Origin of the sequence: Nocardia blacklockiae (assembly GCF_015477355.1) — a bacterium.
Lineage (GTDB): Bacteria > Actinomycetota > Actinomycetes > Mycobacteriales > Mycobacteriaceae > Nocardia > Nocardia blacklockiae.
Genome location: NZ_JADLRJ010000007.1, coordinates 183,818 through 210,399 on the forward strand (window position 1 = coordinate 183,818; position 26,582 = coordinate 210,399).

The following is a 26,582-nucleotide window of genomic DNA, read 5'->3' on the forward strand; positions in this document are numbered from 1 at the left end:
CGCACCGGCGGGGCCGCCAGGGATCGAGAGATACTTCGTGCGTACCACGATTCGCGCAGCAGCCGCCGGCTCGATGATCGCCGCCGCGCTGTGCGCGGGCACCGCCACCGCCGCCGCCGACACGCCACAGCGCGGCGTCCTCGAGCAGATCGCCGACCATCTGCGCGAGATCGGCACCGGCTCCTCACTGGCCAACTGGCACTGCCAGTTCGGGTCCAGCAACGACCCGGCCTGCTTCCTGCCGTACTACGACTGATCGACGGCGCTCCGGCACAACGGCTTCGAGAGTCGTTGTGCCGGAGCGTTTCCCGTCAGGTGAGGTAGCGGTAGGCGGGGGAACCCGGGTCCAGCCGCTCGCACTGGATGGGGGAGTCGTGCATGCGCTTCTGCAGCGGCTCCAGGCCTTCGGGTTCGCCCAGCTCGATACCGACCAGGGCCGCACCGGTTTCGCGGTTGTTGCGCTTGACGTACTCGAACAGGGTGATGTCGTCGTCGGGCCCCAGCACCTCGTCGAGGAAGCGGCGCAGCGCGCCCGGCTCCTGCGGGAAATCCACCAGGAAATAGTGTTTCAGCCCCTGGTGCACCAGGGAGCGCTCGATCACCTCGCCGTAGCGCGACACGTCGTTGTTGCCGCCCGAGACCAGGCACACCACCGTCGACCCGGGCTCCACGTCGATCTCGGCGAGCGCCGCCACCGCCAGCGCGCCGGCCGGCTCGGCGATGATGCCCTCGTTCTGGTACAGCTGCAGCATCGCGGTGCAGATCGCGCCCTCGTCCACCTGCATCAGGCGGAAAGAGCCCGCGCCCCTGGGGGATTCGGTCGCGGTCAGCAGCGGCAGCGAGCCGTGCGAGCGGACCCGGCCGCCGAACCTCGACACCGCCGTGTACGGCAGGTTGCCGATGCGCCGCACCGCCGCGCCGTCGACGAACGGATCGATCTCCGGCAGCGTCACCGGGCCGCCGGCCACCAGCGCGGCGGTCATCGACGCCGCGCCGGTCGGCTCGACGCCGAGAATCGCTGTGGCCGGGGACCTTTCGCGCAGATACGTGCCGATCCCGGCCAGGCAGCCGCCGCCGCCGACCGGCACGATCACCAGATCCGGTGTGGCACCGAGCTGTTCGAGCAATTCGACGGCGATGGTGCCCTGGCCGGCCGCGGTGCGCGGGTCGTCGAAGGGGGCCACCATGGTCGCGCCGGTGCGGGCCACGTCGGCGGCGGCCGCGGCGGCCGCGGCGTCGTAGGTGTCGCCGACGGCGATCAGCTGCACGGCCGCGCCCCCGTGCGCGCGGATCCGGTCGCGCTTCTGCTTCGGCGTGGTGGTCGGGACGTAGATGCGGCCCTGGATGCCCATCGACTTGCAGGCGTAGGCGACGCCCTGGGCGTGATTGCCGGCGCTCGCCGCGACCACGCCGGCCGCCCGTTCGGTCTCGGACAGCTGGACGATCAGGTTGTACGCGCCGCGCAACTTGTAGGAGCGGACCGCGGTCAGGTCCTCGCGCTTGACGTAGACGTTCGCACCCGAGGCCGCCGACAACCGCTCGATGTGCTGCAGCGGCGTCGGCTCGATGATGTCGGAAATTCGCTTGGCGGCGGCATCGATCTCGTCCGCGCTCAGTTCGGGCAGCGGACCGGTTACCTTTTCAGCGACATCAAGCGGGTTGGACACCCGAAACATGCTAGCCGGGCGGTGTCGGGCGCGAATGCCCACGGTCCTACCGTCTCCGCGGGTCGTGCGGTGTGCGATGTCCGCCTCGTTGGTACGAGGCGGGCATCCGAGTGTGGTCTTCCGGCGCGGGGCCGCGCCGGGAAGCGTTACTGCGGGGTCAGCACGAACACTGGGATCTCGCGGTCCGTCTTGGTCTGGTAGTCGGCGTAATCGGGGTAGGCCCGCACCGCGCGCTCCCACCACACGGCCTTCTCGTCACCGAAGACCTCACGAGCCGTGTAGTCCTTGACCACCGCGCCGTCGCGCAGTTCGACGTGCGGCTCCGCCTTGATGTTGTAGTACCAGACCGGATGTTTCGGGGCGCCGCCGAGCGATGCGACGACGGCGTACTCGCCGTCGTGCTCGACCCGCATCAGCGCGGTCTTTCGCAACTTGCCGGTCTTCGCCCCGCGCGTGGTGAGCAGGATGATCGGGAGGCCCTTGATGGTGTTGGCCTCGGCGCCGTTCGAGGCCTCGTACTTCTCGGCCTGTTCGCGCGCCCAATCCGACGTGCTGGGTTCGTACTCTCCGGTGAGTGGCATGCCCTGGAGAATGCCCGGCAACCTTCCGGATATTCCTGGGTGGAAATGTTCGGTGGCCCGAACTTCGCATTGCGTGTAACCTGTCGACATGGCAGTGGTCGACCCCATCTCGCGTCCCGCGGCCGTCGCGCGCCGCACGGTGGATATCGCGGGTACGGCTTGGCCGGTCTACAAGCTGGAGGCGCTCGCCCTCGCCTTGCCGGTCCTTCTCGTCCTCGCGCTGATTACCGGGTCTTTGCAGGTCGCCGTGCTGGTGGCCGCCGCGGTGTCGGCTGCGCGCTGGGTCGTCGGAGCGGTTCGGGCCACTCGGTTGTAGCGGGTTCCCTTGGGGCCCTAGGTATTCCGGCTCGGGTCTTCGGCATTCCGGGTCCGGGTATGCAGTCCGGGGTGTTGCCGGACCCTCCCTCTTGAAGCCTGAGTTCGCGAAACTACTGCCGAGTTCTCCCGCTTGGTGTTAGCGTTAACACGCTACGGCAATTATTGTCGGAGGTCGCCATACCGCCGACAACCGTTGACGGGTAACGCTTTCGACGGCCGATGAGGGGGTCGTCGACAGCGGCGGTGCGAGCGCTAACCTGAATTCGGAACGAACCGGGGCCGTGTCCGCACAGCGGCCCGGAAAGCGGGAATGTGAGTGAGCTCGAGACCGGACCGTCGGCGGCGGGTGTCGGTGAGGTGAGGCCGTGGCGGACTGCGCGAGCGCACCACGCGCGGCCGTCGGGTGGGGAGTGGTCGTGAGCGAAGCGAAAACCCGCACGGCGCGGGCCGGGGGAGACCGTCCGGCGGTGATGACCGATGTCGCCAAGCTGGCGGGCGTCTCGCATCAGACGGTGTCGCGGGTGCTCAACGGCAGCCCGCAGGTGCGGCCCGAGACCCGCGACCGCGTGCTCGCGGCCGTCGCCGAACTCGGCTACCGGCCCAACGCCATGGCGCGCGGACTGGTCAGCCGGCGGTCCGGGGTGCTGGGCGTGGTCACCTTCGACACCGTGCTCTACGGTCCCGCGTGCACCATGCTGGGCATCGAAAGGGCCGCGCGCGCAGCGGGTTACGGGGTGAGCATCGTCACCCTGGAGCGGGTCGACCGCGCCGGTGTGCTGACGGCCGTCGATACGCTCGCCGGCCAGGGCGTGGACGGTGTGATCATCATCGCGCCCCAGATCGCCGCCGTCGCCGCGCTGCACAATCTGCCCGCCCGCCCCGTGGCGGTCGCCGTGGAGGCCGGGCAGGACGCGCCGCTGCCCTCGGCCGCCGTCGATCAGTTCGAGGGCGCGCGGCTGGCCGTGCGGCATCTGCTGGACCTGGGGCACGAGACCGTCTGGCACGTGTCGGGGCCGGGTGATTCGCTCGAGGCGCGCGACCGCATCGAGGGCTGGCGGCGCACCCTCGCGGCCGCCGGTGTGACCGCGCCGCCGCCGATCGGCGGCGACTGGAGCCCGCGCTCCGGGTATGCCGCCGGGCTGGCGCTCGCCGCCCAGCCCGGGGTCTCGGCGGTGTTCGCCGCCAACGATCAGATGGCGCTGGGTCTGCTCCGGGCCTTCGCCGAACGCGGAATCCGGGTACCCGAGGACATTTCGGTGGTGGGTTTCGACGACATCCCCGAGGCCGCGTACCTGTCCCCGCCGCTGACCACCGTCCGCCAGGATTTCGACGAGGTGGGCCGCCGCAGCATGGCACTGCTGTTGCGGCTGCTCAAGGCCGACGGTCAGGTCCCGAGCCCGCCGCCGGTGCTGCCCACGTTGGTCGTGCGGGAGAGCACGGCCGCGCCGCGGTAGCGGGCGGGATCAGTCCTCGTCGGCGTCGCTGTTCGCGCGTCGATCGGGTTCGGTTGTCCGGGTGGCCGATTCGACGGTCTCCCGGATGTCGCGCAGACCGGGTGCGCCGGGAAACAGGTCGGGGAGATCCGGCAGTATCTCGGCGGGACCGGTGATCGGCGCCAGGATCTCCGCCCGCCGTCGATGTGCCGCTTCGGCGGCGGCGCGCGCGGCCTCGGTGAGGGATCGGGCGAGCCGCGCCGGCGGACCGGCCCGGAAGGCGTCGGCCGACAACCGGACATCGACCACGCGCCCGTACGCGTCGACGGTGACCTCGGCCAGTCGATCCGCCGACCAGGCCGAGGATCGGGCAGCGGCCAAACGGTCTCGCACGCCCGGTAGGTCTTCGCGCTGTTGATCCAAGCCGTCGAGCAGCGCGGAGACGAGCCGTTTCATCTCGGCGGTCGCGGCCGTCAAATCGTCCAGACTTCGATCGTCCATCCGTCCGTCCCCCGGGCCTCGGCACCCTGGCCGGATGAGTTTACGCCGAGTCGACTATACGTCGTCCAGCAGCGGCGGTCTCCGCGCTGCCGAGGGACCCTTCCGGGTCTCCCCAGTGATGGGAATGGATGAGACTGGACGTACCTGACGTGAGGAATCGGGGAGCGATGAGGGAAACCGGCGACATTTCGCATGCCATTCGTCATGCGTATGACGGTGTGCGTGCGCGGGGTAATTCATGAGCGGAATATTCTCGCTCGATTCCGACGAATTCGCCGGTCAGAGCCCCACGATTGCCGGTGCCGCCGAGGAATTGGCGGCCGCGCTGCGAAATCTGGAAACCGTTCTGGGTGGCGAGGGGCAGTGCTGGGGCAAAGACGATCCGGGCAAGGCATTCGAGCAGACATATCATCCCGACGCGCAGCAGACGGTGCAGAATCTGCGCAACCTGGTGGAAACGCTGCGCGCGAGCGGACGATCCGTCAAGGACATCGCCGACGATTTCACCGGTATGGATTTCGCTGCCGAACGCAGCGTCAGCGGTGCCGATTCGCGTTCCGGATCGGCTGCGTACGATGCGGGAAACTCGCCTGTCGGTAATTACTCCGCTGCGCCGACGAACTCTGTGGCAGCAGCCGATTCGAATTCGCCGCACGGTGCTCGGACCATCTCGGGCACATCGAACGGTGCGACGGCGGGGCCGGAGCGTTCGCGGCGGTCCGCCGGTAGCGCTGTCGATCGTTCCGGGTCCGGGATGACCGATTCCGGTGGAGCCCGTCCGGTTTCCGGTGATTCCGGGTCGTCCGGGGCTCCGGGCACGCCCGGCTCGTCCGGCGCGACCAGCGGGACGCACGCGGATACTGCGCAAAAGTCCTCTGCCGCAACGGCGGAAACCGGTCGCGGACCTGCCGCTACCGCGCCCGGAGCGGTCGGTGGCGCACCCCGAACCTCCAGACCCGGCACGGCGGCCGAGACAAGAGCGACGGGTTCTCCGGTGAGCAGCCCGTGGTCGCGACCTATCGAACGCCCCGGACAACAACCCGCCGCGCAACCCGCCCGCGTGCCGGAAGAATCCTCCGGCGGCCGTCCACCCGCACAACCCCACGGCCCCGGCGCGAAACCGCCACGGCGCGAACGGAAGAAGAACGACAAGCAGTCGAAGCGACCTTCCGAGGTCTCCGCGTCGGAGGCGACGGACAGGCCGCCTACGGACCTGAAGCGGCCGTCGGACGCGGCTGGATCACTCGCGGAGAACGCGGCGCCGGACGCGACCGGCCCAGCGGCGTCGCCGTCGCGCGGTGCCGAGGGCACCGTGCCCGCGGAGTCGTCCGGTGTGCTTCCGACGCCGTGGTCCAGGCGGACCTCGGCGGAACACAGCGGGCCGCGGGCGGCGGACCGAACGGCGGGAGGTGGGCAGGGATGACTCGTGCGGAAGACTCTGGTGCGGAGGATTCGCGTGCGGCGCAGGACGAGCTGGTGCGGCTCGTCGACGCCTTGTCGGACGCCTTCGACGAGCGGCCACCGGATCTGCCCGGCGTGGCGGCGGAGCTGGCGACCGCGCGCTCGACGGCAACCTCCGGCGACGACCTGGTGACCGTGACGGTCGACGCGTACGGAGTCGTCACCGACATACAGCTGTCTTCCCGAGCGTTCCAAGCGAATTCGCCCGAGCGGCTGGCCGCGTCCGTCGTGGCGGCCGCGCGGGCCGCCGTCCTGGCCGCGCAGCGGCGGCAGGCCGACATCGTCCGGCCGCTCACCGAGACTTCCGGCGCGCTGCCGGATCTGCCCGACCTGTATCCGGGAGCGCCCACCCTGCGCGGCATCCGCGAGACCGTCGACCCGGCCGAGAACTCCGAAACGTCGCGTGGCGACAGCGAATTCAGGCGCGGTGGCTGAGTGGGTGTCACCGAAAACCGCCGTGGTGAGCGATGACGCTGGAGATTCCCAGCGAGATTCCGCCCTGGGTCGTCGCCGCGGTGGCCGGTCCGTGGCCGGAGGGGGACGAGGACGCGCTGCGGCGGCTGGGAGCGGCGTGGAACGAGATCGGCGACGCCATCACCAGGGTGTCGGAGCTGTCGGGCAAGGCCCGGCGCAAGGCCGTGGCGGCGATCGAGGGCGAGACCGGCGAGGCGCTCGCGAAGCACGGCATCGATCTCGACGGTGACCTGAAAGACGCTGCGAAAGCCTGCTATTCGCTGTCGGAGCAGTGCATGCACGACGCGCTGTCCACCGAATACAGCAAGTACGTGATCATCGGGTCGCTGGCGGCGCTCGTCATCCAGCTGGGCGTGGACGCGTTCGTCCCGGGCGTGGGTCAGGTGCACGGTGCGGCGGCGACGGCGGCGACCCGGCTGACGGTGCGGGCCGCGTTCCGTGAGCTGTTCACGAGTGTCGGTGCCGAGGCGACGCGGGCGGCGCTGGCCCGGCTGGTGCGCGTGATCGCTGTCAAGGGCGTGACATTGGGCGCGGTGCAGGGCGGGGCGGTTCCCCTTGTCGCGCAAGGGGTTCAGATGGCCGGGCCGGGGCACTACCGGAAGGAGATGGACTGGAAGGAGGTCGGGATCGGGGTGGTGTCCGGCGCTGCCGCCGGTGCCGCGGGCGAATTCGCCGGTGTGCGCGTGATGATGGGTCTCGAGCGGCGTTTCGCGGGCAACGCGGCCGCTTCGGCGGCGCGGAATCGTGTGCGGCAGGTAGGAATTCGGTTCGCGGGCGCGGGGGCCGGCGGCGCGGCGGGCGCGGTCGCCGGAGTGGCGGCGGTGGCGCCGCTCACCGGCGGTCTCGATTTCAGCTGGGATCATGTGCTGCCCGGCATGGTCGGCGGTGTGCTGGGTTCGATGCCGCACGCGCTGCGCGGCCCGGCCGGCCCCGCCATCGGCGCACCGGTGGGCAAAGTCGGCCGACCGTCCGGCGACGGTCCCGGCGCGGGGAACCGGCCTGCCGCATCGCCGGACGGAAACGACGGCCCGCCTCCGCCTCCCCGGGACGAAGCGGATTCCGGTGATAGATCGGGCGACCGGGACGAGAGCGCGGCCGACGGACGTCACGAGGACTCCGGCGACACGGTGACGCCGCCGGATGACCGTGGCGATTCGGAGGGCGAGGGGCGGTCCGGGGGTGAGGGGCGGCCGGAAGGGGAAAAGCGGCTCGAGAGTGACGGTCAGCCCGACGATGGCAGTCGGCTCGACGGTGAGGGGCAGCCGGAAGTTGAGGGGCGGCCGGAGGGTGACGGTCGGTCCGAGGGAGAGGGGCAGCCGGAAGGTGAGGGGCGGCCCGAGGGAGAGGTGCGGCCGGAAGGGGAATCGGGGCCCGAGCTGGTGCCGCCTTCTGTGAACGACACACGGCCGGACGGATTGCCGCTTCCCGATGGGGAGGCGCGTCCCGGGTTGCATCCGGACGAGGGAACGACTCGTAGCGGGGGCGAAGAGCCGCCGGAGACCGTGGTGCGGCCCGAGAACGAGGCCGACTCCCGAGGCGAAGAGGTGCCGGAGGACGGGGCGCGTCCTGAGCCTCGGACCGAGGGCGAGACCGGGCCCGGGACGGTGGTTCGCCCCGACAACGAGGCCCTTCCGGAAGGGGAATCGCGGCTCGAGGGCGAAACGCGCGGGGACACAGAGACCCGCCCGGAAGGCGAGACTCGTCCAGAGTCGGAGACGCGACCAGAGAACGAGATCCGCCCGGATAGCGAGGCGCGTCCGGAGAACGAGACGCGCCCGGAGAACGAGACCCGCCCGGAGACAGAAACCCGCCCGGAGACAGAATCCCGACCGGAGTCCGAGACGCGACCGGAGACAGAAACCCGACCGGAGTCCGAGACCCGCCCCGAGGCGGAGACCCGTCCGGAGAACGAGAACCGCCCAGATGGCGAACCGCGGTCGGACGGCGAGGTGAGGCCCGAGGGTGCCCGCCCGCGGCCGGATGAGGAAACCACCGTCCGCGACGAATCCGATACGGACAGACCGGTTCTCCCGCACGGCGACGAGGCCGTACCGCCGCGCGCCCGGGAGAACGAGCCGACTCCACCACGCACTCGGGAGGACGGTCCGACGACGCGTGGCCGCGAGAACGAGCGAACGCGCGGCCGGGACAACGAGCCGGCCACGCCGCCCGCCCGCGAGGGCGCGACCACGCCGCGCGCCCGGGACGGCGAGGTCACCGCACCGCGCGGGCGAGAGGAAGAGGCCGCGGCGGCGAAGCGTCGCCTGGACGAGGAAGCGGCACGTCGTGCGAAAGAGGAAGCGGCGGCACGCGAGAAGGAGGAAGCGGCGGCGCGCGAGAAGGAGGAAGCGGCGGCGCGCGAGAAGGAGGCCGCCCGCCGCCGCGCCGAGGAGGAAGAGGCCGCCCGCCGCGAAGAAGAGGAGGACCCGCCCACCGTGCCGACCAAGCGCACGAAGGTGAACGAGGCGGAGGTGGCCCGGATGGCCGCGGGCGCGGAGCCCGGCGCGGTGCGCGTCGACGGCGATTGGACGCAGCGGGAATTCATCCCGCGCCTCGAAGACAGCTCCGCGCGCGTGTACACGAAGGATCAGATCGCGGAATTGTGGGAGAACAAGATCGGTCGGAAGTTGACGCCGAGCGAGATCAAAACCTTGGAGCAGGGGTGTGTCGGCATCACCAGTATGGTCACCGGCCACTCGAATCATCCGCCGTACAACCTGATGTTCAGCGATCCGGTGTCCTATCGCACCCAGTTCGAGTACGAGCGGGCGCTCGTACCGTTGGACCGGATCAACGGCGATCTGAACAATGCGAAACGATCGCTCCGAGAGGCGAAGCACGCCCTGCGCGCGGCGGAGAAGGAACACGGCCGCGATTCGAACTCACCTGTCGTGCGTAAGGCCCGCGAAGTGGTGAAGGGCCTGAACGAACACGTCGAACAGATCCAGGCGGCCGCGCGGGCGGCCGCGGCGAAGATCGGGGACGAGGTGGACATGCTGCAATTTCAGCGCGGCATGGCGCAACTGGAACACAGCTTGCGCACCAAGGACCTCGTCATGGAATACAAGCGGTTGTTCGAAGACATTCTGGAGCGGCAGCCCGCGACCCGCGAGGATTTCCTGCGAATGGTCGCCGAGGATCCGGAGCTCTCCCGGCTGCGGGATGTGGAACGCTACCTGCCGAACGGCAATCCCTCCGAATGGGACGTCGTCATGTACGCCAAACATTTCTATTCCGGGCAGGAACACGTCCGCGACGCTGCCGGAAATCTGCTCTACGACCGCGGCTACCCGGTCTCGCGGCCGACCGACCCGAATCCCGACCTGTTCGCGCCGGATCCGGAGACCGGGCAAGTCGACATGTCGGGCGACCTGTGCTGCCCGAAGGGCCGGGGCCTGGGCAACTTCGATTTCGGCCTGTATCTCGAGGACATCGACGCCTGGGTGAACGCCAACCATATGGAGTACCCGCACCCCGATCAACGGGCGCGGGATCCGATGAAGGCCTTCGTGCAATCGGATATGGGGTTCCATATCTACGGCGGCTCTTATGACAGCGCGGTGATAGGACTCGCGTTCCGGCGTATCGTGCCGTGACGAGTCCGCGACACACGATGAGGTGGAGATGAATTTCGAAGAGTTCCTGGACGAGCCGGTGACCCTGTACGGTGTCGCCCAGAATTCGACGTTCGGCGCGATTCTCCAATGCGGCCCGAACTCCGTCGTGTATGTCGAGGGAGTTTCGGAGTGGGAAGCGGCCGACGAGTCCAAGATGATCGAACTCTCCGGCACGCTGGTCGCGGCGGGCGACGATGCCGATCTGCACGGCGACGACGGCACCGTCAAGCACGGCATCGGCCGGCACTATGTGGTGCGTGAGGCCACTTGGGAGCGGCTGTCCTGAGACGTCTCCCGAGCGGCCCGTCCGCCTAACTCGCCAAACACCCCGGACCGAGCAGCGCCTTCAGATCGCCCATCAGCGCCGACGACGGCGAGACCCGCAGGTTGTCGGCGACCTTCAGCATCGTCGTCTTCTCGCGGGAGCCGACGTGGCGGATGTGCACGTTGGCCGTGCCGGGGTGGCTGCTCAGTACGCGCTTGAGCGCGCTGATCTTGTCGGGGGTGCACAGGCGGGTCGGGATGGTCACCGCCAGCGGCTTCTCCACGCCGATCGAGGACAGGTCCGGCACCGCCAGGTCGTTGGCGATCAGGGAGACGCGGTCGTCGCGGGCGGAGACGCGGGCCTTCACCAGCACCACGGCGTCCTCGACGACGTCCATGCCGTAGACCGAGTAGGCCTGCGGGAAGAACAGCACCTCGATGCCACCGGTGAGGTCCTCCAATTGCGCGGAGGCCCAGGGCATCCCGTTCTTGTTGATGCGGCGGGTGACCGAGGCGAGGATGCCGCCGATGGTGACCTGCGTGCCGTCCTTCACGTCGCCTTCGAGGATGGCCGGGATCGGAGTGTCGGCCTGCGCGGCGAGGACGTGGTTGACGCCGTCGAGCGGATGCCCGGACACGTAGAGGCCCAGCATCTCCCGTTCCAGCGCGAGCTTGTGCTTGGTGTCCCACTCCTCGTCGGGCACCTTCACGTCGAAGACCGAGGCGATGCTGTCGTCGCCGTCGTCGAGGCCGCCGAACAGGTCGAACTGGCCGATCGCCTCGGCCTTCTTGGTGGCCATCACGGCGTCGATGGCGTCGGAGTGCACCAGCATCAGGCCCTTGCGCGGATGCCCGAGCGAGTCGAAAGCCCCTGCCTTGATGAGGGATTCGGTGACCTTCTTGGTGCAGGCGACGGTGTCGATCTTGTTCAGGTAGTCGGAGAAGTCGGTGAACTTCGACTTCTCCTTGCGCGCCGCGATGATGGAGGCCACCACGTTGGCGCCGACGTTGCGCACCGCGCCCAGGCCGAAGCGGATGTCGTTGCCGACCGAGGCGAAGTTGTGCTCGGACTCGTTGACGTCGGGCGGGAGCACCTGGATGCCGAGGCGGCGGCAGTCGGCCAGGTAGACCGCGGCCTTGTCCTTGTCGTCTCCGACCGAGGTGAGCAGCGCCGCCATGTACTCGGCCTTGTAGTTGGCCTTGAGGTAGGCGGTCCAGAACGAGACCAGGCCGTAGCCGGCGGCGTGCGACTTGTTGAACGCGTACCCGGCGAACGGGAGGATGGTGTCCCACAGCGCCTTGATGGCCGCCTTGGAATACCCGTTGTCCTGCATGCCCTTCTCGAAGCCCTCGAACTCGGCCTCGAGGACCTCGGCCTTCTTCTTGCCCATGGCGCGGCGCAGAATATCGGCTCGGCCGAGCGAGTAGCCGGCCACCTTCTGCGCGATCTGCATGATCTGCTCCTGGTACACGATCAGGCCGAACGTGTCGCGCAGGATGTCCTTCAGGGGCTCCTCGAGCTCCGGATGGATGGGTTTGACCTCTTGCCGGGCGTTCTTGCGGTCGGCGTAGTCGTTGTGGGCGTTCATGCCCATCGGGCCGGGGCGGTACAGCGCGAGCACGGCGACGATGTCCTCGAAGCCGGTGGGCTGCATGCGGCGCAGCAGGTCACGCATGGCGCCGCCGTCGAGCTGGAACACGCCCAGGGTGTCGCCCCGGGCCAGCAGCTCGTAGGTCGGCTCGTCCTCGAGCGGCAGGTTCTCCAGATCCAGATCGATGCCGCGGTTGGACTTGATGTTCTCCAGGCAGTCACCGATCACGGTGAGGTTGCGCAGGCCCAGGAAGTCCATCTTCAGCAGGCCGATGGCCTCGCACGACGGGTAGTCCCAGCCGGTGATGATGGCGCCGTCCTGCGCCCGCTTCCAGACCGGGATCGCGTCCATCAGCGGTTCGGAGGACATGATCACCGCGCAGGCGTGCACGCCGGCGTTGCGGATCAGGCCCTCCAGGCCGCGGGCGGTCTCGTAGATCTTGTTGACGTCCGGGTTGGTGTTGATCAGCTCCCGGACCTCGGCGGCCTCCTTGTACCGCTCGTGCTCGGGATCCATGATCCCCGACAGCGGGATGTCCTTGGCCATGATCGGCGGCGGCAGCGCCTTGGAGATCTGGTCGGCGATCGCGAAGCCCGGCTGGCCGAACTGCACGCGGGCCGAATCCTTCAGCGCCGCTTTGGTTTTAATGGTGCCGAAGGTGATCACCTGGGCGACCTTGTCGCTGCCCCACTTGTCGGTGGCGTAGCGGACCATCTCACCGCGGCGGCGATCGTCGAAGTCGATGTCGATATCGGGCATCGAGACGCGCTCGGGGTTGAGGAACCGCTCGAACAGCAGACCGTGCGGGATCGGGTCCAGGTTCGTGATGCCCATGGCGAAGGCGACCAGCGAGCCGGCCGCCGAACCGCGGCCCGGGCCGACGCGGATGCCGACCTCGCGGGCGTGGTTGATCAGGTCGCCGACGACCAGGAAGTACGCCGGGAAACCCATCTGGATGATGACGTTCAGCTCGAACTCGGCGCGGTCGATGTACTCCTGGGCGACGCCGTTCGGGAAGCGCCACTCCAGCCCGCGCATGACCTCCTTGCGCAGCCAGCTGCCCTGGTCCTCGCCCTCGGGGACCGGGAAGACGGGCATCCGGTCGCGGTGCGCCCAGACCTCCTCGTAGGACTGCACGCGCTCGCCGATGAGGACCGTATTGTCGCAGGCGCCGGGGACGTCGGCGTCCCAGATGGCGCGCATCTCGTCGGCGGACTTGAGGTAGTAGCCGCTGCCGTCGAATTTGAAGCGGGTGGGGTCGGAGAGGGTCTTGCCGGTCTGGATGCACAGCAGCGCCTCGTGGTTGCTCGCGTCCGACTCGTGCACGTAGTGGCAGTCGTTGGTGGCCAGCGGCGGGATGCCGAGCTTGCGGCCGACCTCGAGCAGGCCCTCGCGGACCCGGCGCTCGATGGACAGGCCGTGGTCCATCACCTCGAGGAAGAAGTTCTCCTTGCCGAAGATCTCCTGCCACTTGGCGGCGGCCTCGAGGGCCTCGCGCTCGTGGCCCAGGCGCAGGCGGGTCTGCACCTCGCCGGACGGGCAGCCGGTGGTGGCGATGATGCCCTCGGCGTACTGGGCGATGATCTCCTCGTCCATGCGCGCCCACTTGCCGAGCTGACCCTCGATCGAGGCCAGGGACGACAGCTTGAACAGGTTGCGCAGGCCGGTCGCGTTCTCCGCGACCATCGTCATGTGGGTGTAGGCGCCGGAACCGGAGACGTCGTCGCTCTTCTGGCTCGGGTCGCCCCACTGGACGCGCTTGGTCTGGAAGCGGGAGGCGGGCGCGATGTAGGCCTCGATGCCGATGATCGGCTTGATGCCCTGCTTCTTGGCCGAGTTGTAGAACTCCGACGCGCCGTACATGTTGCCGTGGTCGGTCATTCCGACCGCGGTCATCCCCAGCCGCTCCGCCTCCTTGAACAGAGGCGTGATCTTGGCCGCGCCGTCGAGCATCGAGTACTCGGTGTGGTTGTGGAGGTGAACGAATCCCGAGGCTGACACGGCATGAGATTATGCCTTGCCCCCGACAGGTTTTGGCCGACCCGTGCCCGGTCCCCGCGAATGCCCATGTGGTAGCGGTGCGTCCGTGTCGCGGGCCGTCGGGAGGTCTCCGCTAACCGCCGCCGCTCGTCTCCGGCGACCGGTAGCAGTCGTAGTTGCGCTGCTCCACGATGCGCCCGTCGCGGACGACGAGGAAGACGGCGATCTCGGCGGACAGGACCGTTCCGGCGGGGAGCGGGCCCAGTGGTACGGCGAGGGTGCCGGTCCAGGTCGACTCCACCGCCACGCGGTCGTCCGAGGCGAGTACGCCGTGGATCTCGAAACGTTGTTCCCGCACGGTTTTCCGGCCTTGCTCGGCGGCGGCGAGGATGGCGGCCAGGTCGCGCGTCGCGCCCTCGGGGACGAGCGCGTTCGGGTATTCGTGCTGCACGATGTCCGGGTGCAGGTACTCCGTCAGGTCCGCTCCGGCCGCCACGGCCTCGAGATAGCGGATCGCCAGGCCGGAATGTGGATGGTCGGTCATGTCGGCCCCCGGATCTCGTCGCCCGGCGCGCGGTCGGTGTCGGCGGGTGCCGCGGTGCGGGCCGGATCGCTGCACGGCGAACTCTACCGGCGAGGGCCCGTCCGGCCGACCGGAGTAGGGGCTGCCGCGGTGGGTTCGGCGGAACGGTCATGGGACGACCGGATGACTGGTAGCGTCGCAGCGCATCAGATCCGCGTGATTGTCGACCCCCGGGGGTATTGATGCGTTCGATGGGATCTTCCGCAGCACTTGCCGCGACGGCGCTCGTCGCCGGGGCCACTGTGCTCGGCACGGCCGGTCCGGCCGCCGCCGAGTCCAGCGGTGGCCAGTTCACCAGGGTGTACTCGCTGGCGAACGGTCCATGCGTCGCGATCGTCGACTCCTCGGTGAACGGCAACGCCTACCCCGGCGCCGCCGGCTTCACCGCGTCCGTGACCCTGATCGGCGTCGGCTCCTGCTCGCTCGACGTCACCCTGAACTGGCGCAATGTCGCCACCGGCGAAACCGGCAGCAAGACCCACCACGCCAACGGCCCCGGCTACTGGAGCAACGACGGCCGCTCCTCGCTGTTCTCCCCGGGCTACGGCGACTTCGTCGGCACGGTCACCGTCGGCGCCGCCCACGTCCCCGAACCCGGCGAACTGCCCTTCACCGTCCACCCCTACCAGGGGTAATCCGGTGCCATCTGTACACCCGTTGTAAGGGGTGTTGGGAGTGGATATCTGGTGTTAGGACGGGTGGTTGCGGGCGATGGTGTAGAGGGTGTGGGCGGGGCCGGTGGGGGGTTGGGCGGTGGGCCAGATGGCTCGGAGGGTGCGGGTGAGGGGGGTGTGGGGGATTTGGGGGGAGGCGAGGGTGCCGGTGGACAGTTCGTTGGCTACGGCTAGGGAGCTGAGGACTGCGGGGGCTACGCCGGAGGCGACGGCGGATTTGATGGCGGTTGTGGAGGACAGTTCCAGGGCTATGGCGGGTTGTATGCCGGGGAGGGCGGTGGTGACCGCGCGCTCGAACCAGGTTCGGGTGCCGGAACCGGGCTCGCGTTGGATGAGGGGGGTGGTGGCCAGTTCGCGCAGGGTTACCGTGCCGCGGCGGGCCCACGGGTGGTGTGGTGGGACCACGGGCACGAGGTGGTCGCGGGCGACGGGGTGGCTCTGGAGGCCGCGGGCCGCGCGCGGGCTTTCGATGAAGCCGATCGTCGCGCGGCCTTCGAGGACCGCCGCGCTCACGTCGGTGGAGTTGCCGGATTCCAAGGCGATGGTGGTGTCGGGCGCGGCCGCGCGCATCCGGGTCAGCCAGGTGGGGAAGAGGTACTCGGCGACGGTTTGGCTGGCGGCCACCCGCAGGCGCGAATCTCGTTGTGCGCGTAGGGTGTCGATGCCCGCGTCCAGGCGCGAGGCGGCATCGACCACGCCGCGCGCCCACTCCGCGATCAGCGCTCCGGCCGCCGTCGGCCGCGAACCCAGCGTGGTGCGCTCCAGCACGGGCATTCCCACCAGTTGCTCCAGATGCCGGATCCGCGACGACGCCGACGGCTGACTGATCCCGTGCGCCCGCGCCGCCCGCCCCAGACTGCCCAGTTCGACCACCGATAAGAGCAGGTCCAGAGCGGACAGATCGGGGACGCGCGGTGTGACAGGGGCATAGGTCGAGGCTATGCCGTTCCCGGACCGCGCAGTGGGGCGGCCCGACGGGTATCTCCGTGGCGCAGGAAGAAGCGGCCGTGCTCTGCGATGTCGAGCCATGGTGGCGGAGTCGTCAGGGGACGGCACCTGATGGATGCCGGGCCGGGCGTTGCCTGCGGAGCTGTGGGGCTTCCGGGCCGTGGAGGTCGGTGACCGACTTGTTTGGTGTCGGGAGGGTGGTGAAGGCATAGGGCGGGGCTATGGGTCCATTGGGGTGTGGGGGCTACACGGGCTGGGTGTGGGAGGGGACCGTGGAGGTATGCGATTGATGGCGGACGGTGCAGGTTGTCGGGCGGTGTGCTGGTGACCGCGGTGGTGGTGGAGGATTCGGTTCGTCGTGTGGTGGTGGAGGATTCGGCTCGTCGTGGGATGGTGGAGGATTCGGTTCGGAGTGGGGTGGCCGGGGCTTCGGTTCGGGGTGGGGAGTGGGTGCGGGGGCTCGGGCCGAATTGGTTCGCGGTGGTGATGGGGACCGGGATCGTTGCCAATGCGGCGGTGGGGCTGCCGTGGCAGGTTTCGGGGGTGCGGGTGGTGGCCGCGGTGGTGTGGGGGATGGCGGCGGTGCTGCTGGGGGTGTTGGTGGTGGCTGTCGGGTGGCAGGGGTGGCGGTATCCGGCCGATGCGCGCGGGCATCGGGAGGATCCGGTGATGATGCACTTCCTGGGTGCGCCGCCGATGGCGCTGCTCACCGTCGGGGCCGGGACGTTGCTGGTGGGTCGGGACGTGATCGGGGAGACGGCCGCGGTCGCGGTGGACTGGGTGTTGTGGACGGCGGGGACCGGGCTGGGTCTGGCGACGGCGTTCGTGGTGCCGTACCGCATGATGACCCGGCATCGGGCCGCACCCGATGCGGCCTTCGGCGGCTGGCTGATGCCGGTGGTGCCGCCGATGGTATCGGCGGCGACGGGTGCGCTGCTGGTGCCGCACACGCCCGCGGGCCAGGCACGCACGACCTTGGTCCTGGCCTGCGTCGCGATGTTCGGGCTGAGCCTGATCGCCGCGCTGATCACCGTGACGATGATCTGGTCGAGGCTGGTGCACCACGGCGTCCCCGCGCCCGCCGCGGTGCCGACGCTGTGGATCGTGCTCGGTCCGCTCGGGCAGTCGATCACCGCGGCCGGGTTCCTCGCCGATGCCGGGCCCGCGGCCCTGCCGCCGCTGTACGCGCGGGGGATGGCCGTGTTCTCGGTGGTGTACGGGCTGATCGCGTGGGGCTTCGCGATGCTGTGGCTGGCGCTGGCACTGGCGGTCACGCTGCGCACCCGGCGCAACGGTGAACTCCGATTCACCCTCAGCTGGTGGGGTTTCACCTTTCCGCTCGGCACTTGCGTCACCGGCAGCACCGCGCTGTATCACCACACCGGCGCGCTGATGTTCGCGGTGCCGGGCGTAGCGCTGTACCTGTTGCTGGTGAGTGTTTGGACGGTGGTCGCGGCGCACACCGTCCGAGGCCTGTCGGGCGGTGCGCTCCTGGCCCGCGCGTGACTGCCTGCCGCGCGGACCGGCCGCTGCGGACGAGTAGCGTTACCCCGCTGTATATTTCGCGCGGATCTGCCATCCAGCCGGACGCACCGGAACTATTCTGCGGGCATGGATTCCCCGCTCACCGTCGTCGCGATGTCCTCGTCCGAGCCGGGCGACGCCGACGAATTCGGCCGTGTGCTACAGAGATTCGCCGACCTGGCACGCACCGAGCCGGGGTGCCTGTCGTTCGACGTGTTCCGCTCGGTGGAACAGCCCGAACGCTACGTGACCGTCGAAAGATACGCTGGGGCGGACGCATTGGCGGCGCACCGGTCCACCGAACACTTCCGTGACATCGTGCTCGGCGAGCTGATGCCGCTGTTCGTCTCCGGCGACGCCCACGTGTACGGCGCTCCGATCGAGGTGCCGCCCGCGGAGTGAGCCGACCGCACACCACCGGCAACGGGACGGCGCGCCCCGACGAGCTCGGTACCCACCCGCTGTGACACGGTGGGAATGCGGAAATGCGCGTGCGCCGGGACGAATGTGCGGAAAGGATTAACGTCCGCACCGATCCCGGGCGATGAATCGAGTAGTTCACTACGCGGGATCCGTGGAATGCGGGGCGGGAGGATCAAGGTATGAAACGTCTGGTGGTGTGCTGCGACGGCACGTGGGGATCCGAGAGCAACCCGACGGTCAGCAACGTGGTCAAGATCGCGGAATCGGTGCGGCTGGGGACGACCCTCGACACCGGCGAGCATGTGGGACAACGAGTCTTCTACGCCGACGGCCCCGGCTCCCAGGGCTATCTGGCCGACAAACTGCTGGGCGGCGCGTTCGGCTTGGGCCTGAACGCGAACCTGTCCACCATGTACTGGCAGCTGGCGTTGAACTGGGAGCCCGGCGACGAGATCTTCGTGTTCGGATTCAGCCGCGGCGCCTACACCGCCCGCAGCCTGACCGGCATGATCCACCGCCTCGGCCTGCTGAAGCCCGAGGCGATGATCGGCAAGCAGTACCCCGAGGCGCTGCGGATCTACCGGCAGCGCAAGCGCGCCGCGGACGACCCGGATCCGCAGGAGTGGAAGGACTTTCGCGAGAAGAACTGCCACTACCCGGTGCCGATCAAGTTCCTCGGCGTCTTCGACACCGTCGGCGCGATGGGGGTGCCCGGGCTGACGTCGTGGCGCTACCGCTTCCACGATGTGCGACTGTCCTCGCACGTGCACTGCGCGCGGCAGGCGCTGGCCATCGACGAGCGCCGCCGCATCTTCGCACCGTGCCTGTGGGAGGTGACCGACGAGGCCGGGGTCGAGCAGCAGCGTGCCGACCGCGTGAAACAGGTGTGGTTCAAGGGTGGTCACACCGATATCGGCGGCGGCCAGACCGACTGCCGGCTGTCGGACCTCACGCTGCGCTGGATGGTGGACGAGGCGGCGGCGCAGGGCCTGCAGTTCAACACCGAGCGGCTCGAGCAGCTGATGGGGTGCCCGGCGTTCGACAACGTTGTGCGCCCGCACAATTCGCTGCCGATCCCGTACCGGATCCTGAATCTGCTGGGCCTGCTGGTCAATCCGCGCAACCCGCGGTACTACCGCGACTCCTGGCGCCGCCTCGCCGCCCCGGACGACCGGAAGGTGTCCCTGTCCTCGACGGTCGAGGTCTGCGACACCTACCGCCCGCCGAATATCGAACGGTGGCAACGGGAATTGTCCCGGGCGGGCAAGCCGCTGCCGAGCGAGCTGGTGGAGAACGTGGTCGAGCTCGGCGAACCGGAGCTCGAGGAGCCCGTGGTCGCCTAGCGCACCAGCAGCGCGACCGGCAGCCGGGTGAACACCTTCTCCAGCCGGGCGCGGCCGGAGAAGGAATTCCCGGTCAGCCGGTCGGTCCAGGTGCCCTCGGGCAGGTCGAGTGTGGTGTCGCCCCAGCCGGTGTCGGCCAGGCGCGCGCTGTGCCGGGTGGCCGCCACGATCACCTGCGGTGCCTCGCCCGCGCGGCCCCGGGCGTAGGCGACGAGGTGGTCGGCGCCGTCGCCGGTGGCGAACAGCGGGGTGTAGGTGCCGCCGACGAAGCAGTCGGGACGCTCGCGGCGCAGCCACAGCGCGTAGGCAACCACCCACATCTTCGACGCCCCCGAGGCGTCCAATTCCGGTGTGCCGGTGAGTGACTGCAGCATCGCCAGCCGGTGGCCGAAGTCCACCGGACGCCGGTTGTCCGGGTCGACGAGCGAGTCCTCCCACAGCTCGCAGCCCTGGTACAGATCGGGGATGCCCGGGCCGCACAGCTGAAGCAGCTTCTGCGCCAGCGCATCCGACCAGGCGTGCGGAGCCACCTTGGCGACCAGCGCGTCGAGCTCCGCGCCGACCGGGCCGTCGATCACCGCGTCCACCCAGCGGTGCAGCCGGGACTCGAAGTCGGTATCGGGCTCCTCCCAGGACGACTGGGTGCCCGCCTCGCGAACGGCCTTCTCCGCGAACAGATGTAGCCGCTCGCGTAGGCCCGGCACCGCGGCGGCGGGCCGCCCGTCGGCGGGCCAGACGCCGAACATGTTCTGCAGCAGGAACAGTGCCGTCGCGCCGTCGGGCGGCGGGGTGATCTCGTTCCAGGCCGTCACCGCCTTGGTCCAGGTGTCGGCGAACTGCGACAGCACCCCGATCCGCGCGCGCACGTCCTCGCCGCGCTTGGTGTCGTGGGTGGACAGCGTGGTCATGGTGGCCGGCCAGCGATTGGCCCGCTCGGTGTTGGCCAGATGGAACTCCAGCAGCGAGTGACCGAACCGCGACGGGTTGGCGCCCACCTCCTGCAGCGACACCAGCCGCGCCGCCTGGTAGAACATGGTGTCCTCGACGGCCTTGGCGGTCACCGCGCCGCACACCTGATGGAACCGCACGGCCGCCTCCCCGCCCGCGGACAGCGCGGTCACCAGCACCGAGAGCGGCACGGTCAGTTCACGATTGCGCTTGCCGACCTTCGCCACGACGGTGCCGATCATGCCGGCCAGCGGGGCGTAGTCGGTGCGGTACACGGGCATGAACGACAGCACCTCGACGGTGGCGTTGGTCAGCGCCACGTCGCTGATCGCCGCTGCGTCGAAGCCGCCGACCACGGCGTCGCGCTTGATCGCGGCCACCAGTCGCCGTACCTCGGGCACCAGCAGCCGCTCGGCAACGGCCCGCTTGATCCGGTGCTCGTTGTTGCCGAACCACGCGCCGTTGCTGCCGTGCCCGCAGAACTTGCGCGACAACCCGGTCAGCGTCGGTTCGCCCGCCGGATCGACCAGCACCCCGCCCAGTTCGCTCAGCGCGTCGTAACCGGTGGTGCCGTCGATGGGCAGGGTGGCGTCCAGCGGTTCGCGATTGGAGAGCACCTTCTCCACCAGCAGCAGCCGGTGCGGCCCGATCAACCGGCGCAGCTTGGTCAGATACGCCGCGGGATAGGACAATCCGTCCGGGTGGTCGACGCGCACGCCGTCCACCAGGTCGTGTTCGCACCAGGCCGCCAGTTCCCGGTGGGTGAGGTCGAAGACCGCCGGATCCTCCTGCCGCAGCGCCGCCAGGCTCGACACCGCGAAGAACCGCCGGTACGTGCAGATTCCGGCCTTCCAGCTGACCAGGCGGTAGTGCTGCTTGTCGTGGATGCGCAGCGGGTTCTCGCCGTCGGTGCCCGGCGCGATGGGGAAGCGCAGATCGTGCAGTGCCAGCATGGGTTCCGGGCCGCTGCGGTCGACGGTCAGTGCGGCCGGGTCGTTCTCGCTCTGCAGCACCGGCAGCGCCAGCCGTCCGCCCGCGCCGTTGCCCGGGCTCCAGTCGATGTCGAAGCAGTGCGCGAACTTCGACTTCTTGCCGTTCCGCAGCACGTCCCACCACCACGGGTTCTGCCGCGGGTCGCCGACGCCCACATGGTTGGGCACCAGGTCCACGATCAGGCCCATGCCCCGGCTGCGCACCTCGTCCGACAGCGCCTTCAGCCCGCCCGGCCCGCCGAGCGCCGCCGACACCGTGGTCGGATCGGTCACGTCGTAGCCGTGCGGGGAACCCGGCATCGCCGTCATGATCGGCGACAGGTACAGATGCGAGATGCCCAGCTGCTGCAGGTATTCCGCGATCGTGCGGGCGTCGGCGAAGGTCAGGGTGTCCGGGCGCAGTTGCAGCCGGTAGGTGCTGCGCACCGGGGTGCTGCGCGCGATGGGGCCGGTGCGGTGGTCGGGAATGGCGGGGTTTGCTGTCATCTCGATTTCGATCATGCGGTACGGCGGAGCACGAGCAGGCAGCGAGCCGGCACCTCGACCGTGCTCGCGGCGGAACAGGTGACACGGGACGATCCGGTGGGCGTCGAACAGTCGAGCGCGGCCGACCATTCGGCGCCGTAGTCCGGGCCGGGAACGGTGAAGTCGATGGGTGCGTCGTGGGCATTGAAGCACAGCAGGAACGAGTCGTCGCGCACGCGCTCGCCGCGCGGGCCCGGCTCGGCGATGGCGTCGCCGTTCAGGTACACCGCCAGCGAACGGGCGAAGCCGGATTCCCAGTCGGCGGCGGTCATCTCCTCGCCGGCGGGGGTGAACCAGGCGATGTCGGTGCCGGCGTCGCCGGATGCGGGGCGGCCGTCGAAGAAGCGCCGCCGACGGAAGACCGGGTGCGCGGCGCGCAGCGCGAACGCGGCGGCCGTGAACTCCACCAGCTTCGAATTCTTGTGCGCCAGTGACCAATCCATCCAGGAGACGGGGGAGTTCTGGCAGTAGGCGTTGTTGTTGCCCTGCTGGGTGCGGCCCATCTCGTCGCCGTGCAGCAGCATCGGCGTGCCCTGCGACAGTGCCAGCGTGGCGATCATGTTGCGGCTCTGGCGTTCCCGCAACGCGAGCACGTCCGGATCGTCGGTCGGGCCCTCCACACCGCAGTTCCAGGACCGGTTGTGGTCCTCGCCGTCGCGGTTGTCCTCGCCGTTGGCCTCGTTGTGTTTGTCGTTGTAGGACACCAGGTCTCGCAGCGTGAACCCGTCGTGCGCGGTGACGAAGTTGATGCTGGCGCCGGGGCGGCGGCCGGTGGCCTCGTACAGGTCCGAGGAGCCGGTGAGGCGAGAGGCGAACTCGCCCAGGGTGGCCGGTCGGCCGCGCCAGTAGTCGCGGACGGTGTCGCGGTACTTGCCGTTCCATTCGGTCCACAGGCCGGGGAAGTTGCCGACCTGGTAGCCGCCCTCGCCGACGTCCCACGGTTCGGCGATCAGCTTCACCTGGCTCACCACCGGGTCCTGCTGCACCAGGTCGAAGAAGGTGGACAGCCGGTCGACATCGTGCAGTTCGCGCGCCAGCGTGGCCGCCAGGTCGAACCGGAAGCCGTCGACGTGCATCTCGAGCACCCAGTACCGCAGCGAATCCATGATCAGCTGCAAGGTGTGCGGGTGCCGGACGTTGAGGCTGTTGCCGGTGCCGGTGTAGTCCATGTAGTGCGCGGGGTCGTCCTCGAGCAGGCGGTAGTACGCCGCGTTGTCGATGCCGCGCAGCGAGATCGTAGGGCCGAGGTGGTTGCCTTCCCCGGTGTGGTTGTAGACCACGTCGAGGATCACCTCGATGCCCTCGGCGTGCAGCGCCCGCACCATGGCCTTGAACTCGGTGACCGCGGCACCGGCCCGGGGGTCGGCGGCGTACTCGTGATGCGGGGCGAGGTAGCCGAAGCTGTTGTAGCCCCAGTAGTTTCGCAGTCCCCGGTCGAGCAGCAGGCGGTCGTGCAGGAACTGGTGCACCGGCATCAGCTCGAGCGCGGTGACGCCCAGCGACTTCAGATGCTCGATGATCGCGGGGTGGGCGAGCCCGGCGTAGGTGCCGCGCAGCTCGGGCGGCACCTGCGGGTGTGTGTACGTCATGCCCTTGACGTGGGCCTCGTAGAGCACGGTCTCGTGGTACGGGCGGCGGGGCGGGCGGTCGTCGGCCCAGTCGAAGAAGGGGTTGATGACGACGCCGGTCATGGTGTGGCCCAGCGAATCCAGGCCGTAGGTGTGCAGCGCGGGGTCGTTGCCGAACTCGCCGGCGAACGCCTTGCCGTAGGGATCGAGCAGCAGCTTGCTCGGGTCGCAGCGCATGCCGCGCTCGGGATCGAACGGGCCGTGCACCCGGAAGCCGTAGCGCTGGCCGGGCGCGACGGTCGGCACGTACGCGTGCCAGACGTAGCCGTCGACCTCCTCCAGCGGAATACGGCTCTCCGCGCCCGCCCGGTCGATCAGGCACAGCTCCACGCGCTCGGCCACCTCGGAGAACACCGAGAAGTTGGTGCCGGCCCCGTCGTAGGTGCCGCCCAGCGGGTACGCGGTGCCGGGCCACACGCCCAGCGGTGCCGCGTCACCGTGCGGGTTGGGCTGAACCATGCCCCCGACCCTAATCGCAGCCCCGGCGGCGGCGGTGTCCGAGTGGCGGTCCGCGAGGTCAGAGCGTTGTCCGAGGGATGTCCCGGAGTCGGCCGCCGTGGGTTGCTCCGGCAACCAGCGGGGAGCATTCCCTGCCTCGGTGATACACGGGCGCGTATTGCAGCAGACTGAGGGCATGGAGTACCTGGCCCGGGTGCCCGCGCCGCCACTCGATCGGTACGTCGACGACATCTACTGCTTGACCGGGGTGCCGCGGCATCGCCGGATGAGTGTGCCGCCGATGCCGTCGGCGCATCTGTTCGTCAACCTGGGCGAGCCTGCGCGACTGCGGGATTCCGATCCCTCGGTGCCGTCCGCGGTCTTCGCCGACGCGTGGTTCATGGGCGTGTGGACCAGGCGTTTCCTGGTCGAGTACGGGACCCGGGTGCGGCTGGTCGGCGTGCATTTCAAACCGTGGGGGCTGGCGCCGTTCATCGAGGGGCCGGCGGCCGAGCTGCGGGATCGGTGGGTGCCTGCCGATGCCGTCTGGCAGCGGTCGGTGGACCGGATCCGCAACCGGCTGGGCGAGATCGGCACGCCCGGCGAGATGCTGCGGGCGGTCGAGACGGAACTGCTGGCGCGACTGGCCGAACCGCGCGGCGTGGACCTGGTTCGGCATACGGCGCAGCGGCTGGCGCTGTCGCACGGCGCGGTCCCGATCGGCGCGCTGATCGAGGCCACCGGTGTGAGCGCGACGCACCTGACCGGCCAGTTCAAGACTCACGTCGGGGTCACGCCGAAGCAGGTCGCGCGAATCTATCGCTTCGCGCGGCTGATCCTGTCCGTGGACGCCCGGCACCCGGTGGGCTGGTCGGACCTCGCCGCGACGGTGGGCTACTTCGACCAGGCCCACCTGAGCAAGGAGTTCAAGGACTTCACCGGGCACACCCCGACCGAATACCTGGCGCTGCGCCGCCGATATCCGGCCGAGCGCGACTTCCCGCCGGACGCCGGGCCGATGCCCGCCGCGTGATTTTCTACAAGCCCGCGCTCGCCGCGTGCGCCAGGATCGAGGCCTGAGACGGACGGACTTCAGGAGGCTTCGGTGGGCACGGTGATCATGCACAACGTGGTGTCGGTGGACGGTTTCATCGCCGACGAGAACGACGATGTCGGGCCGCTGCACGAGTGGTATTTCAGCGGGGACACCCCGATCACCGCGAGCGACGACCACGGGTTCGACCATTCCGGCGCCGGGCAGGGTTTCCGGGTCTCCCGCGCGTCGGCGGAGTACGTCCGGCCGATGTGGGCGTCGATCGGCGCGATCGTCATGGGCCGCCACCTGTTCGACCTGGTGAACGGCTGGGAGGGGCACCCGCCCGCGGGCGACCACGTGGTCGTGGTGTCCCATCGCCCCAAGCCCGAGGGCTGGCATCCGGAGGCGTCGTACCACTTCGTCGACGACGTGACCGCCGCGATCGACACCGCGAAGAAGCTCGCCGGGGAGCGCGTCGTCAGCGTGAACGCGGGCGAGGTGGGCGGGCAGATCTTCGCGGCCGGACTCGTGGACGAGGTGGCGATGGACGTGGTGCCGGTCGTCTTCGGTTCGGGGAAAAGGTATTTCGGCAGTGTCGAGGGACAGCACCTGCTCGCCGACCCGCACGTGGTCATCCAGGGCGATCGCGTGCTGCACCTGAAGTACGCGGTTCGCCGCTGACCCGCGCTCAGACGAGTGAGCGCCGCCAGGTCTGGCCGACGAGGTCCTTGCCGAAGCTGTGGTGCGGTTCGGCGTCGACGAGTTCGAAGCCGGCGCGCTCGTAGATGTGGCGGGCCGAGGTGAGCACGTCGTTGGTCCAGAGCACCATGGCGCGGTACCCGGCCGCGGTGGCGAAGCGCAGGCACTCCTCGACCAGCGCACTGCCGACGCCGAGGCCGCGGGCCGACGGCTCCACCAGCAGCAGCCGCAGGCGCGCGGTGGCGTCGTCCTCGCGGACGCAGAACACGCCGCCGATCGGCTCGCCGTCCTGGTCGGCGATCCAGGCCCGCTCCGCGCCGGGCTCGCGGGTCTCCAGGTAGTCGGCGACGATGCGGGCGACGAGAGTTTCGTAGTCGGCGTTCCAGCCGTATTCGGCGGCGTACAGCGCGGCATTGCGCTGGATCACCCAGCCGTAGTCCCCCGGGCGGGGGTCGCGGAGCACGAACGGCGCGCCCGCGCGGTCGTCGAGGATGCGCTCGATGGTGCGCATGGCGTTGACCAGACGATCGCGGTCGGGCGCGGCCCGGGTGCCGAGCAGGGCGGCGACGTCGTGGCTGGAGCGCTCGTTGAGGTCGGCGAAGGCCGCCTCGCCGTGCTCGGTGAGCCGCACCAGCTGGCGTCGCCCGTCGGTCTCCGATCGCTGTCGCCGCACCAGTTTCGCCTCCTCGAATCGGGACAGGATGCGGCTGAGGTAGCCCGGGTCCAGCCCGAGCCGCTGCCGCAGCGCGACCACCTCCACCGGCCCGAAGTGCGCCAGCTCGAACAGGATTCGCGCCTCGGTGAGCGAGAAGTCGGTGTCGACGAGGTGTTCGTGCAGCACGCCGATCAGGCGCGTGTAGCGACGGTTGAACTCGCGCACCGCGGCGATGTGCTCGGCGGCGACGGGCGCGGTGGTGGCGGTGCTCATGGACC

22 protein-coding genes are annotated in these 26,582 nt (G+C 69.6%); 12 read left to right on the forward strand and 10 right to left on the reverse strand.

All coding sequences use genetic code 11. The features are described from left to right. The first annotated feature begins 37 nt into the window (after positions 1-37). Positions 38-256 (forward strand): hypothetical protein, encoded by a 219-nt coding sequence (locus IU476_RS22270; RefSeq protein ID WP_195103074.1) that lies wholly within the window; start codon positions 38-40, stop codon positions 254-256. 55 nt (positions 257-311) lie between these two features. Here the strand turns inward: IU476_RS22270 and ilvA are convergent, their stop codons facing one another. Then, a complete protein-coding gene (gene ilvA / locus IU476_RS22275) occupies positions 312-1,676 on the reverse strand; it encodes a threonine ammonia-lyase IlvA (protein WP_195103076.1) in 1,365 nt (454 codons plus the stop codon). 137 nt (positions 1,677-1,813) lie between these two features. Continuing rightward, positions 1,814-2,248, reverse strand: a complete 435-nt coding sequence (locus IU476_RS22280) for a nitroreductase family deazaflavin-dependent oxidoreductase (RefSeq protein ID WP_195103078.1) — start codon at positions 2,246-2,248, stop codon at positions 1,814-1,816. An 88-nt stretch (positions 2,249-2,336) separates the two neighbouring features. Here IU476_RS22280 and IU476_RS22285 point away from each other — a divergent pair, with 88 nt between their 5' ends. Further along, positions 2,337-2,564, forward strand: a complete 228-nt coding sequence (locus tag IU476_RS22285) for a hypothetical protein (RefSeq protein ID WP_195103080.1) — start codon at positions 2,337-2,339, stop codon at positions 2,562-2,564. Between the two features lie 418 nt (positions 2,565-2,982). Next, positions 2,983-4,020, forward strand: coding sequence for a LacI family DNA-binding transcriptional regulator (locus IU476_RS22290; RefSeq protein ID WP_324194195.1), 1,038 nt, complete (start codon positions 2,983-2,985; stop codon positions 4,018-4,020). A gap of 9 nt (positions 4,021-4,029) precedes the next feature. Here the strand turns inward: IU476_RS22290 and IU476_RS22295 are convergent, their stop codons facing one another. Further along, on the reverse strand, positions 4,030-4,500 hold the full coding sequence (locus tag IU476_RS22295) for a YbaB/EbfC family nucleoid-associated protein (protein WP_195103084.1): 471 nt from the start codon (positions 4,498-4,500) through the stop codon (positions 4,030-4,032). Between the two features lie 202 nt (positions 4,501-4,702). Then, positions 4,703-5,155, reverse strand: a complete 453-nt coding sequence (locus IU476_RS22300; protein WP_195103086.1) for a hypothetical protein — start codon at positions 5,153-5,155, stop codon at positions 4,703-4,705. Positions 5,156-5,919: 764 nt separating this feature from the next. Between IU476_RS22300 and IU476_RS22305 the strand changes: the two genes are divergently transcribed. From IU476_RS22305 to IU476_RS22315, 3 genes are read left to right on the forward strand one after another with little or no spacing between them, the layout of a single operon-like run. Beyond that, positions 5,920-6,396 carry a YbaB/EbfC family nucleoid-associated protein gene (locus tag IU476_RS22305; protein ID WP_195103088.1) on the forward strand — a complete coding sequence of 159 codons (477 nt, stop codon included), beginning with the start codon at positions 5,920-5,922 and terminating at the stop codon, positions 6,394-6,396. Positions 6,397-6,428: 32 nt separating this feature from the next. After that, the gene (locus IU476_RS22310; RefSeq protein WP_195103089.1) at positions 6,429-10,031 is read left to right on the forward strand and encodes a WXG100-like domain-containing protein; all 3,603 of its coding nucleotides are present in this window, start codon (positions 6,429-6,431) and stop codon (positions 10,029-10,031) included. 28 nt (positions 10,032-10,059) lie between these two features. Then, positions 10,060-10,338 carry a hypothetical protein gene (locus IU476_RS22315; RefSeq protein ID WP_195103090.1) on the forward strand — a complete coding sequence of 93 codons (279 nt, stop codon included), beginning with the start codon at positions 10,060-10,062 and terminating at the stop codon, positions 10,336-10,338. 25 nt (positions 10,339-10,363) lie between these two features. Here IU476_RS22315 and dnaE read toward each other — a convergent pair whose 3' ends face one another. Next, positions 10,364-13,909 (reverse strand): DNA polymerase III subunit alpha, encoded by a 3,546-nt coding sequence (gene dnaE, locus IU476_RS22320; protein ID WP_324194196.1) that lies wholly within the window; start codon positions 13,907-13,909, stop codon positions 10,364-10,366. Positions 13,910-14,021: 112 nt separating this feature from the next. Further along, positions 14,022-14,432 carry a nuclear transport factor 2 family protein gene (locus IU476_RS22325; protein WP_195103091.1) on the reverse strand — a complete coding sequence of 137 codons (411 nt, stop codon included), beginning with the start codon at positions 14,430-14,432 and terminating at the stop codon, positions 14,022-14,024. A gap of 230 nt (positions 14,433-14,662) precedes the next feature. Here IU476_RS22325 and IU476_RS22330 point away from each other — a divergent pair, with 230 nt between their 5' ends. Further along, a complete protein-coding gene (locus tag IU476_RS22330; RefSeq protein ID WP_228824100.1) occupies positions 14,663-15,106 on the forward strand; it encodes a hypothetical protein in 444 nt (147 codons plus the stop codon). 54 nt (positions 15,107-15,160) lie between these two features. Here IU476_RS22330 and IU476_RS22335 read toward each other — a convergent pair whose 3' ends face one another. Next, positions 15,161-16,087 (reverse strand): LysR family transcriptional regulator, encoded by a 927-nt coding sequence (locus tag IU476_RS22335; protein WP_324194215.1) that lies wholly within the window; start codon positions 16,085-16,087, stop codon positions 15,161-15,163. Between the two features lie 324 nt (positions 16,088-16,411). On the opposite strand from IU476_RS22335, the gene IU476_RS22340 reads away from it, so the two are divergent. From IU476_RS22340 to IU476_RS22350, 3 genes are all read left to right on the forward strand, one after another. Next, positions 16,412-17,599 carry a TDT family transporter gene (locus IU476_RS22340; protein ID WP_324194197.1) on the forward strand — a complete coding sequence of 396 codons (1,188 nt, stop codon included), beginning with the start codon at positions 16,412-16,414 and terminating at the stop codon, positions 17,597-17,599. Positions 17,600-17,704: 105 nt separating this feature from the next. Next, entirely contained in the window at positions 17,705-18,019 is a 315-nt protein-coding gene (locus IU476_RS22345; protein WP_195103094.1) for an antibiotic biosynthesis monooxygenase family protein, read from the forward strand. A 200-nt stretch (positions 18,020-18,219) separates the two neighbouring features. Further along, a complete protein-coding gene (locus IU476_RS22350; RefSeq protein WP_195103095.1) occupies positions 18,220-19,383 on the forward strand; it encodes a T6SS phospholipase effector Tle1-like catalytic domain-containing protein in 1,164 nt (387 codons plus the stop codon). On the opposite strand, the gene treY is transcribed toward IU476_RS22350, so the two are convergent. Next, entirely contained in the window at positions 19,380-21,809 is a 2,430-nt protein-coding gene (treY, locus tag IU476_RS22355) for a malto-oligosyltrehalose synthase (RefSeq protein ID WP_195103097.1), read from the reverse strand. The genes IU476_RS22350 and treY overlap by 4 nt on opposite strands. 11 nt (positions 21,810-21,820) lie before the next feature. Then, positions 21,821-23,935, reverse strand: coding sequence for a glycogen debranching protein GlgX (glgX, locus tag IU476_RS22360; RefSeq protein WP_195103099.1), 2,115 nt, complete (start codon positions 23,933-23,935; stop codon positions 21,821-21,823). Positions 23,936-24,110: 175 nt separating this feature from the next. On the opposite strand from glgX, the gene IU476_RS22365 reads away from it, so the two are divergent. Both IU476_RS22365 and IU476_RS22370 read left to right on the forward strand, forming a co-directional pair. Beyond that, positions 24,111-24,947 (forward strand): helix-turn-helix domain-containing protein, encoded by an 837-nt coding sequence (locus IU476_RS22365; protein WP_195103100.1) that lies wholly within the window; start codon positions 24,111-24,113, stop codon positions 24,945-24,947. 72 nt (positions 24,948-25,019) lie between these two features. Then, positions 25,020-25,631: a dihydrofolate reductase family protein gene (locus IU476_RS22370; RefSeq protein WP_195103102.1), complete on the forward strand. Its 612-nt coding sequence runs from the start codon at positions 25,020-25,022 to the stop codon at positions 25,629-25,631. Between the two features lie 7 nt (positions 25,632-25,638). Here IU476_RS22370 and IU476_RS22375 read toward each other — a convergent pair whose 3' ends face one another. After that, positions 25,639-26,577: a bifunctional helix-turn-helix transcriptional regulator/GNAT family N-acetyltransferase gene (locus IU476_RS22375; RefSeq protein WP_195103103.1), complete on the reverse strand. Its 939-nt coding sequence runs from the start codon at positions 26,575-26,577 to the stop codon at positions 25,639-25,641. Positions 26,578-26,582: the final 5 nt, after the last annotated feature.